The organism is Halomonas sp. KHS3 (assembly GCF_000830495.1).
GTDB lineage: Bacteria > Pseudomonadota > Gammaproteobacteria > Pseudomonadales > Halomonadaceae > Vreelandella > Vreelandella titanicae.
This window is the reverse complement of the sequence record NZ_JWHY01000004.1, coordinates 415683-429934: the sequence shown is the minus strand read 5'-3', so window position 1 is coordinate 429934 and position 14252 is coordinate 415683. Positions and strand designations below refer to the sequence as shown.

Genomic DNA, 14252 nt, shown 5'->3' with positions numbered 1-14252 from the left:
AGCACCGCCAGTTATGGATTGAGGACAACATGCAAACGCGAGAGCAACGCCTGCTAATCATAGATGACGATGAAATGTTTTGTCATGTGCTGAACCGTGCCCTTACGCGCCGCGGTTACGACGTTATAGTTGCCCACGATGCCGAGCAGGCCCTGACCATGGCCGCGCAGCATTCACCCACCATGGCGACCCTTGATTTAAAACTGGAAAACAGCTCAGGTTTAAAACTGCTTCCGGAGCTGCTTGCCACCGTGCCCCAGTGTCGCATTGTGGTGCTGACCGGCTACTCCAGCATTGCCACCGCAGTGGAGGCGATTAAGCTCGGCGCGGTTAACTACCTGTGTAAGCCGGTGGATGCCGACGATGTATTAACCGCATTCGAGCGCCAAAGCGGTGACCCGGATATTGAGCTTGCAGACAATCCGCCATCGATTAACCGCATCACCTGGGAGCATATTCAGAAAGTGCTGCAGGAGCACGACGGCAATATATCCGCCACCGCACGAGCGCTGGGCATGCACCGCCGCACCCTGCAGCGCAAACTACAAAAACGCCCCGTACGTCGTTAAAGCCTGCAACAAAGCACCCCGCCAACCACATCAAGGTCACTGGCGGGGCCAAACTGATTAATTAATGCGCCGTCCAGCCTAAATCGATATTAAAGCTTGAGCCAGTCACAGCACCGGCTGCGTCGGATGCCAGATAAGCGACTAATTGCGCCACCTCTTCAGGTTCGATCAAGCGCTTGATGGCCGCCTGTTTGAGCATGACTTTCTCGATGACCTCCTGCTCATCCATACCGTGCAATTTAGCCTGGTCGGCGATTTGGTTGTCCACTAACGGGGTTTTCACATAGGCAGGACATACCGCATTCGCGGTGATGCCTTGTTCACCGCCCTCTAGCGCCGCCGTTTTGGTCAAACCAATCATGCCGTGTTTGGCACTGATGTACGCCGCCTTCCCTGGTGAAGCCACCTGAGCGTGTATCGAGGCCACGTTAACGATGCGTCCCCAACCCTTTTCACGCATATGCGGCCAAGCCGCCTGTGTTAGTAAGAAAGGCGCCGTTAGCATCAAGTCCATAATCTGACGCCACTTTTCCTCGGGGAAGGTCTCAATCGGGGCAACGTGCTGAATCCCAGCGTTATTGACCAATATATCAACACCGCCAAAGCGCTTGACCGCATCCGCCACCGCCGCACGGCAGGCGTCGGGATCGGTTAGATCCGCCTCAAAGAACGCCGCGCCGGATTTTTCAGCGACCGCCTTACCCGCCGGGTTAAAATCGACGGCAAGCACTTGATGACCTAATTCGCAAAAGTGCTTAACCACAGCGGCACCGATCCCGCTGCTAGTACCGGTTACCAGCGCAACTTGCGGTGTTGTAACGGCTTGGGAAGTCATGGGTAATTTCCTTTTTCACTGCGTGGATGGAAGATACTGTTTGTAGAAATCCTGACAGTATAGCTGGCTGCACTTAGGCGTTGAGCTCTTCATCGGGTTGCATTAAACGCGCCATCATTTGCTGCGCCAGCCTCGCGGCCTCCTGCATGCTCTCCAGCTCGCTTAAATCTCGCAAAATGGCGCGCTTATAGAGTCCGTAGCCGCCTGGCAAGCGCTCAAGAGATAGTGGGTATGTGCCTGAAGGCAGAGAAAGCGTAAGCGTATCCGCCAGAGTCTCGGTCAGCAGGGAGTGGTCAGGCACTGCAACCAGCCACAGCTCGCAGGGCGTAATCAACGCCCCCACCATGTGCTTAGCGCCATGATGCTGGAAGCATAGCGCATCAACCCCTAAACGCGGGTTCCAGTCACTTTTTCGTTTAATGGATGGCAAGTGCCTATCTCGGTACGCTTTCGACAGATCAGTAAGAAAGGTGTATTCGTCAGCGGTGAGCGTTTGCATAGGCTTGTTGGTTTTCCCAGGTGATAACGGACATTAATGGTTCGTGTAGCGAGCTACTATTGGCGAAACGAGCTCTGCTCAGCCACAATGGGCGCGAATTTATCGCTTAGCCAAACGGCTATTTACCCTTCAGTTACTGTCTACCTGATAACTTACTCAGTTTATCGTAAAGGAGCACCACCTATGTTCGTGGTTATTTTTGGTCGGATGTCATGTCCTTTCTGCGTACGCGCAAAACAGCTGGCCGAGCATTTGGAAAAAGTCGGAAAAATTGAAGGCTATCGCTATGTGGATATGCCCTCTGAAGGCGTCACTAAAGAAGATATCGCCAAAACAGCGGGTAAACCCATTCACACTGTCCCGCAGGTATTTGTCGATCAAACCCATGTAGGCGGCTTTACTGAATTTGATCGGTTTGTCCGCGATCAACAGCTACTTGCCGTTTAACCGCTCGTTAATAGCCGTTGAACCCTTGCTTACCCCGCTTGCCTATACTGAGCAGTTATTTAATGGCTCACGCTAGGTGTGCCACTTTAGGCAAGGAGTTCACCATGCAGCGTCAGGAGTTCGTTCAGCAGCTGTGGCTTGACTATGTACATACCCATCCCGACATCGGCGCCCTTAGACTTTGGCCACTATCAACGGCGGCTGAATATTTAACGCTGGTAACGCTCAATTACGGGCCCTTTGCCGCTGCCGCGCTTACCGGCAATTTAGCTCATATGGGCTATCGCGTCATGGGCCATTACGCCATGGCCGATAAAGGCCTATTGGTGCAACTACTCGCGCCAAGCGACGGCAGTAGTTGGCTGGTGCTGGCAGAACTGCAAATAGGCACATTGTCCAAGGCGCCCCGGGAAGCCATTGAAGGGCTGGTGCAACAATCTCACCCTCAGGATTGCAAGGGGCATAATTTGCTCTGCCGCGGTCGCCCCTGGCCGATGCCTAGCTGGGCGCTTTATCAACAGCTACAGCAAGCTCACCCCTTGGCTGCCTGGATAGCGGTGATGGGCCCTCGATTGCATCACGCTGGCTTTGATTGTGGGCAGTTGGGGGAACCCTTGAAAACGCTGGATCAACGCCTAAGTGAAGTGGGCATGCCAAGCCTTGAGGGCCAGCAAAACGGTGTCTTCACGGTATCATCACTGCTTGATCACCGCTTCTACCCCACCACACCACAGAAAACAGTCTTCGCCAATGGCGATGAACATCGCCTCTGCCTAGGCGGCCTGGCGTTAGCCCAAAAGCACGTTGAAGATAATCACGAGCGTATTGCCGATTTACTGCTACCCCACCATACGCGCTGTGAAATGGCCTGAGACGCTAGCAGTAATGGCGCTAGCGTCTCACTGTGCAGTTTATTTAACCCTCTAACCTTCGGCTGTTTATCATTCGGGCTAATGGGAGCGTACTTACTCGGCATCAAACGTCATTTCGGGAACATGGTCAGGCACAATCAGCTTGCCCGCCGTCTTCTCGACGATTTCCTCAACGCTTACGCCCGGAGCGCGCTCCTTGAGAATAAAGGCACCGTCTTTGATTTCAAGATAAGCTAAATCTGTCAACACGCGGTTAATGCAGCCTGCGCCGGTCAGCGGTAGTTCGCATTTTTCCAATAGCTTGGATTCGCCGTGCTTAGAGGCATGGGTCATAGTGCAAATGATATTGTCGGCACCGGCAACGAGATCCATGGCACCGCCCATGCCTTTGATCAACTTCCCTGGAATCATCCAGGACGCGATATTGCCCTGCTGATCCACCTCGAAAGCCCCCAGCACGGTGAGATCCACGTGGCCACCACGAATCATCGCAAATGATTCTGCGGAAGAAAAAATCGCTGCGCCTGGGCGCGCCGTCACCGTCTCTTTACCCGCATTAATCATATCTGGATCAAGTTCGTCTTCGGTGGGGTAGCGGCCCATCCCCAGCAGACCGTTCTCGGATTGCAGCATGACATCGATGCCATCCGGAATATAGTTGGCAACCAGGGTGGGAATACCAATGCCCAGGTTGACGTAAAAACCATCTTGAAGTTCGCGGGCGACACGCTGAGCCATCTGTTCTCGTGTTAAAGCCATGGTGACTTCCTCTTGTTGAATCGTTAAATGAGAAGCTAGTGTTGCGTTTGAAGGCGCGGCGTATTAGCTGCGCACCGTGCGTTTCTCTATCCGCTTTTCAAACGTGCCTTGAATAATCCGATCCACATAAATTCCTGGGGTATGGATCTGGCTAGGCTCAAGCTCACCCGGTTCAACGATCTCTTCAACTTCCACCACGGTAATTTTCCCCGCCGTGGCGGCCATGGGGTTAAAATTCTGCGCCGTATGGCGATACATTACATTGCCATAGCGATCCGCCTTCCAGCCTTTCACTATGGCAAAATCACCTACAATGGCTTCTTCTAAAATACAGTGTCGGCCATTAAACTCGCGAACCTCTTTCCCCTCACCAATCGGCGTGCCGTAACCGGTAGCGGTGTAAAAGGCGGGAATACCAGCGCCGCCTGCGCGCATTTTTTCCGCCAATGTGCCTTGAGGCGTTAACACCACTTCAATCTCATCGTTGAGCATTTGCTTCTCAAACAGGGCATTCTCACCTACGTAAGAGGCCAGAATCTTACTGATTTGGCGGTCTTCAAGCAGTATTCCCAAGCCAAAACCATCGACACCGCAATTATTGGATACCACGGTAAGGTCAGTGACGCCGCGTCGCTTGATCTCGGCAATCAGGTTTTCGGGAATACCGCAGAGCCCGAAGCCACCGGCGATGACGGTCATACCGCTTTCGATGCCTTCCATAGCCTCTTCGTAGGAAGCTACACGCTTATCGAATCCTGCCATTGTTGTGCCTCACATTGTTGTTGATGATCAGTATTATCGTAGATGAGTGCTGTCAAAAATTCGCGAACTGAAGCTTACGATAGTGCCAGTGTTGTGCGAGATGATATATTTGTTAAGTTTGTTTTTCTTATCAATTTATTTTTTAAACTTATAAAAGGTACTTTATGACCGTCAAACAGCTGCGCGCCTTTCTGGCGGTCGCCCAAACCCTCAGCTTTACTCAAGCCTGCGAGCGCCTGCATTTATCCCAACCAGCGCTAAGCCTGGCGATTAAAGGCCTGGAAGAGTCCCTGGGTGGCAAACTGCTGATTCGTAGCACCCGCAGCGTCAGATTAACCCCAGAAGGCGAGTCGCTACTACCGCTAGCCAAACATCTGCTGGCCCAGTGGGACAATACCGAGGAGCGTTTGCGCCAGCGCTTCACCCTCCAGCTGGGGCGCCTTAGCGTGGCGGCGATGCCCGCCTTTGCCGGTAACTTACTCCCTGCGGCGCTGGTTAAATTTCGCCAACAGTACCCCAAAATCAACATAACCGTGCACGATGTCATCAACGAGGAGGTTACCGCCATGGTGCGCTCCCGACAGGTAGAGATGGGGATCGCTTTTTCTCCGGAGGGTACCGGCAGCCTGCTCTTTACGCCGCTGTTTGAAGACCATTTTGTGGCGGTCGTGCCGACTGGCTCTCCGTTAACCCAGAACACCCAGCTCGCCTGGTCGACGCTGCTAAGCCACGATTTCATTACTCTTCAGCGCCCCTCCATGGTACGTCGTTTATTGGAACAGGAGCTGAGCAAACAGGATATGGAGCTCACTGTGGCCTTTGAAAGCCACCAGCTCTCCACCGTGGGGCGGATGGTTGCCGACGGCCTGGGCGTCAGCGCTGTGCCTTCCATGTGCATTCGTCAAATGCATGAACTGGGCGCTCGCTGCATACCGCTGACAGCGCCCGCTATCTCCTGCCGGGTCGGCATTTTGACTCACCAAGAGCTCTCCGTAGCCGCCCATGCACTGCGCACCGTTCTCTTGAACACCGTCCAAGCCCCTTCACTGCCGCTCGTCTAAAACATCATCAAGCTAATGAATTGCTGTAGGTTTCTGCTGGGCAGCGTGGCTAGGATCATTTAGCATTCAGTATTACGTTATTGGTCTGACGGTAAGGAAACGTGGTATGCCTATTTTAAAGGGGCTGATTAGCGCTCTGCTGCTAACGCTCAACACGCTGTTCTGGGGCGTACCTCTCATTCTGCTGACGCTACTTAAAGTCATTGCCCCAGGGCAGCGGCTTAAACAGTTAGTGTTGCAGGGGCTGAATGGCGTTGCGCTTAACTGGATAGGCGTTAATCTTTGGTGGATGCGGCACTGGCTCAAACCCGTGCTACACGCCAGCGTACCTGATAATTTGAGTCCACAGCAGTGGTGGTTGGTGATATCCAACCACCGCAGTTGGACGGATATCTTTATGCTGTTGATGGCGTTGCATCGGCGTATCCCCATGCCACGTTTTTTCTTAAAACGTCAATTGATCTGGATCCCCATCGTAGGATTGGCTTTTTGGGCGCTAGAATTTCCTTTTATGCGCCGCTTTAGCCGCGAACAAGTCGCTAAAAATCCTAAGCTGGCCACCATTGATCGAGCAGCTACCGAACGGATGTGCCAGCAGGCAAGGCTCTCGCCCATTGCGATTTTTAATTTTGTCGAGGGCACCCGCTTTTCGGTTGCCAAACGCGATGCCCAGCAGAGCCCCTACCGCCACTTATTACGCCCTAAAGCGGGCGGCATTGCCCAAGTACTTAGTCTGCTAGGCAACCAATTGGATGGTATCCTGGATGTGACGATCAGCTACGCTAACCCCTCGCCGACGTTTTGGGGCTTTTTATGTGGCAGGGAAGCGCCCATAACATTACAGGCACGGCAACTCAGCATTCCTGAGTGGATGTACGCATCAGAAAACCACGAAGAAAAGCAGCATAAGGAACGCTTCCACACATGGATCAATGCACTCTGGTTGGAAAAAGATGGCATGCTGGACAGCCGAACCGATCACGCCTAACCAGCTGGCTCACTGTTTGGCTGTTAGCGGGACTACTGACCGGCTGTTCCAGCGCTCCTCCATCGTCATCCCAGCGAGCAGCCGCTCCTAGCGCCAGTCAGATCAGTGGCAACTGGGTGCAAGTACAGCGTGGCGACACGCTGGGTAAGCTGGCGGCCCGGGCTAACGTGCCACTGGAACGCTTGGAGCGCTTTAACCCAGGTGCCGATACGCGGCGCCTGGAAATTGGGCAACGTCTATTAATTCCTACCCAGCAGGAGCGGGCACCTTCAGGTGGCCCCTACCGCTATCAAATCCGTCCTGGTGATACATTCTCGAGCATCGCCCGACATTTTGGCACTACCAGTGGCCGCATTCAGAGTGCCAACCCTAGTGCCTCTCCCACTAATTTGAGAATTGGCCAAATAGTCAGCCTCCCCCTTAGCGGTTCAGCGGCGCGAAGTTCATCTAGAAGCTCAGCAAACAGTAGCAGCTCTTCAAGCGCTAACAAGCCTGCCGCTGCACCTACCAGCAGCGCTCCCAGTCAGGCGCTACCCTCATCAGCCAGGCGCTGGCCCTGGCCGCTGGAGGATTATCGAGTGGTTCGCCGCTTCGGGCCAGACAGCCGAGGCACCCTGCAGCCCATGCTGCTGGCTACTCAAGCTGGCGCTCAGGCTAAAGCCGTCGCCCCTGGCGAAGTACGCTTTGCCGACGGTATGCGTCAGTTGGGTGAAGTGGTGATTGTGCACCATGCCAATAACCTCCAAACCGTATACGCCCTTTGCGAGCGCATTTTGGTCGAGGTAGGCAAACAGGTTAGCGCGGGAGACCCGCTTTGTGAGGTAGGTCAAAGCAGTGCCACCCAACGCTATGATCTACTCTTTGATCTGCGCCAAGGCGGCAAACCCATCGATCCCAAGCAGGTTCTGCGCTAAAACACTCGCTGGATAATACTGTCCTTTATAAAGCAACGGCCCCTAGCTAAGCAGGGGCCGTGGGTAGATGGACGCGCTTCTAGCCGCGATAGTAGCCCGGCTTTACAAACGGCGTAGGGGTTACCACCATAGGTAACTGTTTACCGCGTACCACTGCGAACACAGTGCTTTGCGGTGCTTCCTGCTCGCGAGTGACATAACCCATCGCCACAGGCTTACCGACGCTGGGACCAAAGCTGCCGGAGGTAACGATTCCAATCTCATTGCCTGCCTCATCCACAAGCGGCGCACCCTCACGCACCGGCGCGCGACCTTCAGCTAACAGCCCAACACGCTTGCGGGAGTGATCTTTGGCATCGACCTGATGAAGAATCACATCGGCGCCTGGAAAACCTCCCGGCCGATCACCGCCACGACGACGGGGCTTGCCAATCGCCCAAATTAGACCTGCTTCTATCGGGGTGGTTTGCTCATCCATATCGTGGCCATACAGGCATAAACCCGCTTCCAAACGCAGCGAGTCCCGCGCTCCCAGGCCAATCGCTTCGACTTCAGGCTCAGCTAGCAGTTGCTCAGCGAAGGCTTCGCAAGCATCGGCGGCGACGGAAATTTCAAAACCATCTTCACCGGTATAGCCGCTGCGGCTCACCCAAACCTCCTGCCCAGCAATGGTGAAGCGGCCATGCTGCATAAACACAAGCTCACAGGCTTCAGGGCAAAGCCGCTGCATGACATCCCGCGCCTGAGGCCCTTGGAGCGCCAGTAAGCCACGATCCAAAGGTTCAATTGTATGGGTTGACGCCAAATTGAGGCGCAGGTGAGTCAAGTCCTGATCTTTACAGGCGGCATTCACTACCAGATAGAAGTGATCACCCGCATTGACCACCATCAGGTCGTCAATAATGCCGCCTTCTGTGTTGGTGAACAGCCCGTAACGTTGGGCACCTTTCTCAAGGCTCATCAAATCGGCAGGAATCAAGGTTTCCAGGGCTTCGGCCACGCCGTCACCGGAAACGCTGATTTGCCCCATATGGGAGACATCGAACAGCCCGCACTTTTGACGGGTGTGTTCATGTTCTTTTTTGACCCCCAGCGGATACTGCACCGGCATATCGTAGCCAGCAAAAGGTACCATCTTGGCGCCTAGCTTGAGGTGCAGCGCATGCAGTGGCGTTTGCTTTAATTCAGACATAGGGGCTTTCCTCACTTAAAAGTGTTCGCTCAAAAAAGAGAACGGGAAGCCACTGATTAAGTGCCTTCCCGACTCTCCTGTTATTCACGTTCACCTACAGCGCCGATGAACGCGCTGCGGGTATTATTGGTCGTGATCCAGTGCTTCACCCGGCAATACGTCTTTGCCGTCGAAATAGTCCTTGGTTAGCTTAAAGACTACCGGCGAAAGCAGTGCCAAGGCAATCAGGTTCGGGATCGCCATCATGGCGTTGAAGGTATCCGCCATGAGCCAGATAAAGCCCAGTTGAGCGATAGCGCCCAGCGGGATGGCCAGTACGAACAGCACCCGATAGATCATAATAGAGCGAGTGCCAAACAGGAACTGGCAGCACTTCTCACCGTAAAATGACCAGCCTAGGATGGTGGTAAAGGCAAAAATCGCCAACGCAATGGCGACAATCTGATTCCCAAAGCCAGGCAGTGCAGCGTCAAACGAAAGCGCGGTCAGCGACGCCCCCGCTTCACCCTCTTGCCAAACCGTTGAGGTCAAAATCACCAACGCGGTAATCGTGCACACAAGAATGGTATCGATAAAAGTGCCCAACATCGCGATTAAGCCTTGGCGCACTGGATTTTTGGTTTTGGCCGCCGCGTGCGCGATCGGCGCACTACCCAAACCCGCTTCGTTGGAGAAGATCCCGCGTGCCACACCAAAACGAATCGCCGCCATGACGGCGGCGCCCGCGAAACCACCTGCGGCCGCCATGGGGTTGAAGGCATAGTAGAAGATCAAACCAAAAGCTTCACCGATCTGCCCGGCATTGACGATCAATACCAACAAGCCAGCCACTACGTAGGCAATACCCATAATCGGCACCAACTTGCCCGCCACTTTAGCAATACGCTTGATACCGCCCAGAATCACCGCGCCAGCCAGCACCATAATGACCACCCCCGTGAGCCAGTGCGGCACGCCGAAGGTGGCGTCCATGGCGTCAGCAACGGAGTTGGACTGAACGGTATTGCCGATCCCGAAGGCTGCGACAGCGCCAAAAAATGAGAACAGGCCGCCCAACCATAGCCACTTTTTACCCAGGCCATTCTTGATGTAAAACATCGGCCCGCCCACATGGTAGCCAGTGCTATCGGTTTCACGATAGCGCACGGCCAGCACCGCTTCAGCAAATTTAGTGGCCATACCCACCAGTGCGGTAATCCACATCCAAAACACAGCGCCAGGGCCACCTAACGCAATGGCTGTGGCAACACCGGCAATATTACCGGTACCGATGGTCGCAGAGAGTGCGGTCATCAAGGCATTAAAAGGAGATATTTCCCCTTCGTCTCCCTCTTTGGCAGCTGCCGCTTTACCCACCCCAGGTTTCGCATCACGCCCCGCCCACATTAGCTTGAAGCCCATGCCGAGCTTTCTAATCGGCATCAGTTTCAAGCCAAGCTGCAGGTAGATCCCCACACCGAGTAGCAGAATCAACATGACGGGCCCCCAGACCACGCCGTTGATCGCCCCTAAGAGGCTAGTTAATGCTTCCATGTTCATCTCCTCGCTTTGTTGGTATGCAATATTGGTGTGTATTATTGGCTTGTTGCGATTACGGGCTAGTCCTAACGACGCTATTGTTGGTTAGCGCACGATTTGAATGTTTTACACTATAAACTTAGCTAGCATCTAGGGTGATGTCGCTTGTGCATAGAGGATACCGCTTTTTTCATAACCCGATCTTCTGCACAAACCCGGCGAAAAGTAGCTGAACCGATAACGCTACCAAGCAAGCTTTGAAGCAACGAAGAAATTTGTTTCCGATTGGAAACACGTTAACATGCTTGCTTATTCGCTCGATCTACCCCAGTCACTAGTCGCCAAGGCGAACGACAACCGCTAGTATGCTCGGGCCCAGAAAACTGTTTCATATAGGAAAACACCATGAGCAATCTTCCTACCAATCTTCGTTACGCAGAAAGCCACGAGTGGGTGCTGGATAATAAGGACGGCACCGTGACCGTGGGTATAACTGATCACGCCCAGCAGGCGCTCGGCGATGTCGTGTTTGTTGAACTGCCTGAAGTGGGAACAGCGCTGAACAAAGGGCAAGAGTTTGGCGTTATCGAATCGGTAAAAGCTGCTTCTGATCTCTACTCACCGGTTGTTGGCGAAGTCATTGAGGTCAATGACGCTCTTGAAGACGCCCCTGAAACAGTCAATGAAGCGCCTTACGAAGGCGGCTGGATTATGAAAGTGCGTTTAGACAGCGACTCACTTGATGGCTTGCTCGACGCAGATGCCTATCAAGCAACGCTAAGCGCCGACGACTAAAGGCGGTAGCTGAATCATATATTAGGGCCTGCCTATATCCTTTATGGCAGGCTCTTCGCTTAACGCCCTGCACGGTTCTCTCTTAACGTCCGGAATCTTCTTCATGTCTCTTGAAACACGCCGTCTGGCCGAGCTGGCCGATCACGATGCTTTTATCAAACGTCATAATGGTCCAAGTCAAGATGACGTGGCCACCATGTTAAAAGCGCTCAACATGCAGCACATGGAAGATCTGATTGAACAGACCGTGCCGAGCGATATCCGTCTTGGCCGTGAGCTAGCGCTTGATGAACCGCGCAGCGAATCAGAGGCACTAGAGTACCTAGCGCAGCTCGCGCGGCAGAACCGCGTGGCTAAGAGCTATATTGGCCAGGGCTATTACGGCACCCATATGCCCGCGGTGATTCAGCGCAACGTATTGGAAAACCCAGGCTGGTACACGGCCTACACCCCCTACCAGCCGGAGATTTCTCAAGGACGCCTGGAAGGCTTGCTTAACTTCCAGCAGGTGGTCATGGATTTAACCGGCATGGAGCTGGCTAATGCGTCGCTGCTCGACGAAGCCACCGCTGCCGCCGAAGCCATGGCGCTGTGTAAGCGTGGTAATAAGAAAAGCAAATCCAACGCTTTTTTCGTCGCCGACGATGTTTTCCCGCAAACGCTGGATGTCGTTAAAACCCGTGCCGAGTTCTTTGGCTTTGAGCTGATCACAGGCCCTGCAGAAGAGTTGGCCAGCCACGATGTGTTTGGAGCCCTGGTTCAGTACCCCTCTGCCAGTGGTGAAGTGCGCGATCTGGCACCGCTATTAAGCGCCGCGGCTGAGCGCAATATAATGACCTGCGTGGCCAGCGATCTTTTGAGTCTGGTGCTGCTTAAAGAACCCGGCCAGCTGGGCGCGGATATTGTGGTGGGCAACTCCCAACGCTTTGGCGTACCCATGGGCTTTGGTGGCCCTCACGCGGCGTTCTTTGCTACATCCGACAAGCTCAAGCGCTCGATTCCTGGGCGTATCATCGGCGTATCAAAAGATAGCCGTGGTAACACCGCCCTGCGCATGGCAATGCAGACCCGCGAGCAGCATATCCGCCGCGAGAAAGCGACGTCCAATATCTGTACCGCCCAGGCGCTTCTGGCCAACATCGCAGGCTTTTATGCCACCTATCACGGTGCAGAAGGGTTGCGCAAAATTGCCGGCCGCGTTCATCGCCTAGCCACCCTGCTTGCCGAAGGCCTTAAGCAGGCAGGCGTATCGCTCGCTCATGACAGCTGGTTTGATACGCTACGTCTGACAGGTGTTGATGCAGGTAAGATCCATGGCCGAGCCATGACCCATGATATTAATCTGCACTACTTCGGCAATGGCGATGTCGGTATTAGCCTGGATGAAACCACCACCGCCCACGATGTAGCCACATTGTTTGATGTGCTGCTGGGCGATGAGCACGGCCTTGCCGTTGCAGTATTGGACGAGCAAGTGGTAGCTAGCGGCGCTTCCGGCATTCCCACGGCATGCCAGCGCGAAAGCGACTTCTTGAGCCATCCCACCTTTAACCGCTACCGCAGCGAAACCGAAATGCTGCGCTACTTAAAGCGTCTGGAGAATAAGGATCTGTCGCTTGCCCATGCAATGATCCCGCTCGGCTCCTGCACCCTGAAGCTCAACGCCACCAGCGAAATGATCCCCGTCTCCTGGCCCTCGTTTGCGCACCTTCACCCCTTTGCACCTCGCGACCAGGTGGCTGGCTATCATCAAATGATCGACGAGCTCTCGGCCTTCCTGGTCGAAGTCACCGGTTACGATCACCTCTCGATGCAGCCTAACTCCGGCGCTCAGGGTGAATATGCTGGCCTTGTGGCAATTCGTCGTTACCAAGCGGCCCAAGGCGAAGGTCATCGCGATGTCTGCTTGATTCCAAGCTCTGCCCACGGTACCAACCCTGCCTCGGCAGCCATGGTGCAAATGAAGGTGGTGGTGGTCGAGTGCGATCAAAACGGCAATATCGACATAGCGGATTTACGCGCTAAAGCTGAACAGCATAGCGATAAGCTCTCCGCCATTATGCTGACCTACCCATCCACACACGGGGTGTTTGAAACCAGCGTACGCGAAGCGTGCAAGATCGTTCACGACAACGGTGGTCAGGTGTATATCGATGGCGCCAATATGAACGCCCAGGTAGGATTAACCCGTCCTGGCGATTTTGGCGGCGATGTGTCTCACCTTAACCTGCACAAAACGTTCTGTATTCCCCACGGTGGCGGCGGCCCGGGCATGGGCCCTATCGGCGTGAAAGCCCACTTGGTGCCCTACGTTTCAAACCATGTGGTAACACCTATCAACGGCGTCAACACTGATAGCGGTGCAGTCTCCGCGGCTGCCTTCGGCAGTGCTTCCATTCTGCCCATTTCCTGGGCCTACATTAAGATGATGGGTGCCCGCGGGCTGCGGGAAGCTACCGAGCTTGCCATCCTAAACGCCAATTACATTGCCAAACGATTGGAAGCGGCATTCCCGATTCTATACCGCGGTCAGAACGGTACCGTTGCCCACGAATGCATAATCGATATTCGTCCGCTCAAAGCGGCCTCTGGGATTAGCGAGGAGGATATCGCCAAGCGTTTGATGGATTACGGTTTTCACGCACCAACCATGTCGTTCCCAGTGCCGGGCACGCTGATGATCGAGCCGACTGAGTCTGAGTCGCTGTATGAAATCGACCGTTTCTGCGATGCGATGATTGCCATTCGTGACGAGATCGCCCGAGTGGAGAGCGGCGAATGGCCGTTGGATAATAATCCGCTGGTCAATGCGCCACATACCCAGGCGGATCTAATGGATAGCGACTGGCAGCGGCCTTATGACCGCCAGTTGGCCGCCTTCCCGACCGCGGCTGTTCAAGCCGCTAAATACTGGCCCGCCGTTAACCGCGTCGATAACGTTTTCGGTGACCGTCAGTTAATCTGCTCCTGCCCTAGCATCGACGAATATCGCAACTAGCGGCAAAGCTGGCAAGATGTGAAGCGATAGCGCTCTAAGTAAC

General features: G+C 54.3%; 14 protein-coding genes. 8 read left to right on the top strand and 6 right to left on the bottom strand.

Annotated elements, in window-relative coordinates:
* The first annotated feature begins 29 nt into the window (after positions 1–29).
* Positions 30–569: a response regulator transcription factor gene (locus RO22_RS12795; RefSeq protein ID WP_009286672.1), complete on the top strand. Its 540-nt coding sequence runs from the start codon at positions 30–32 to the stop codon at positions 567–569.
* A 61-nt stretch (positions 570–630) separates the two neighbouring features.
* Here the strand turns inward: RO22_RS12795 and RO22_RS12790 are convergent, their stop codons facing one another.
* Together RO22_RS12790 and hybE are read right to left on the bottom strand one after the other, a co-directional pair.
* On the bottom strand, positions 631–1404 hold the full coding sequence (locus RO22_RS12790; RefSeq protein ID WP_041158455.1) for a 3-hydroxybutyrate dehydrogenase: 774 nt from the start codon (positions 1402–1404) through the stop codon (positions 631–633).
* 73 nt (positions 1405–1477) lie between these two features.
* Entirely contained in the window at positions 1478–1903 is a 426-nt protein-coding gene (gene hybE / locus RO22_RS12785; protein ID WP_027959403.1) for a [NiFe]-hydrogenase assembly chaperone HybE, read from the bottom strand.
* Between the two features lie 183 nt (positions 1904–2086).
* Here hybE and RO22_RS12780 point away from each other — a divergent pair, with 183 nt between their 5' ends.
* A complete protein-coding gene (locus RO22_RS12780; RefSeq protein WP_027959402.1) occupies positions 2087–2350 on the top strand; it encodes a GrxA family glutaredoxin in 264 nt (87 codons plus the stop codon).
* Positions 2351–2454: 104 nt separating this feature from the next.
* Positions 2455–3222: a DUF1338 family protein gene (locus RO22_RS12775; protein ID WP_027959401.1), complete on the top strand. Its 768-nt coding sequence runs from the start codon at positions 2455–2457 to the stop codon at positions 3220–3222.
* Between the two features lie 93 nt (positions 3223–3315).
* Here RO22_RS12775 and RO22_RS12770 read toward each other — a convergent pair whose 3' ends face one another.
* Complete coding sequence (locus tag RO22_RS12770; RefSeq protein WP_022523514.1) at positions 3316–3981, bottom strand: CoA transferase subunit B; 666 nt, start codon at positions 3979–3981, stop codon at positions 3316–3318.
* Positions 3982–4044: 63 nt separating this feature from the next.
* Positions 4045–4743: a CoA transferase subunit A gene (locus RO22_RS12765; protein ID WP_009286666.1), complete on the bottom strand. Its 699-nt coding sequence runs from the start codon at positions 4741–4743 to the stop codon at positions 4045–4047.
* 164 nt (positions 4744–4907) lie between these two features.
* Between RO22_RS12765 and RO22_RS12760 the strand changes: the two genes are divergently transcribed.
* From RO22_RS12760 to RO22_RS12750, 3 genes are all read left to right on the top strand, one after another.
* Positions 4908–5804 carry a LysR family transcriptional regulator gene (locus RO22_RS12760; protein WP_041158454.1) on the top strand — a complete coding sequence of 299 codons (897 nt, stop codon included), beginning with the start codon at positions 4908–4910 and terminating at the stop codon, positions 5802–5804.
* A gap of 106 nt (positions 5805–5910) precedes the next feature.
* On the top strand, positions 5911–6792 hold the full coding sequence (locus RO22_RS12755) for an acyltransferase (RefSeq protein WP_027959399.1): 882 nt from the start codon (positions 5911–5913) through the stop codon (positions 6790–6792).
* A gap of 116 nt (positions 6793–6908) precedes the next feature.
* A complete protein-coding gene (locus tag RO22_RS12750) occupies positions 6909–7706 on the top strand; it encodes a LysM peptidoglycan-binding domain-containing protein (protein ID WP_027959398.1) in 798 nt (265 codons plus the stop codon).
* A gap of 79 nt (positions 7707–7785) precedes the next feature.
* Here RO22_RS12750 and gcvT read toward each other — a convergent pair whose 3' ends face one another.
* Together gcvT and RO22_RS12740 are read right to left on the bottom strand one after the other, a co-directional pair.
* Entirely contained in the window at positions 7786–8898 is a 1113-nt protein-coding gene (gene gcvT / locus RO22_RS12745; RefSeq protein WP_041158453.1) for a glycine cleavage system aminomethyltransferase GcvT, read from the bottom strand.
* Positions 8899–9021: 123 nt separating this feature from the next.
* Positions 9022–10431 (bottom strand): alanine/glycine:cation symporter family protein, encoded by a 1410-nt coding sequence (locus RO22_RS12740; protein WP_022523519.1) that lies wholly within the window; start codon positions 10429–10431, stop codon positions 9022–9024.
* A 390-nt stretch (positions 10432–10821) separates the two neighbouring features.
* On the opposite strand from RO22_RS12740, the gene gcvH reads away from it, so the two are divergent.
* Positions 10822–11211 carry a glycine cleavage system protein GcvH gene (gcvH, locus tag RO22_RS12735; protein WP_022523520.1) on the top strand — a complete coding sequence of 130 codons (390 nt, stop codon included), beginning with the start codon at positions 10822–10824 and terminating at the stop codon, positions 11209–11211.
* 103 nt (positions 11212–11314) lie between these two features.
* The gene (gene gcvP / locus RO22_RS12730) at positions 11315–14209 is read left to right on the top strand and encodes an aminomethyl-transferring glycine dehydrogenase (protein ID WP_041158452.1); all 2895 of its coding nucleotides are present in this window, start codon (positions 11315–11317) and stop codon (positions 14207–14209) included.
* Positions 14210–14252: the final 43 nt, after the last annotated feature.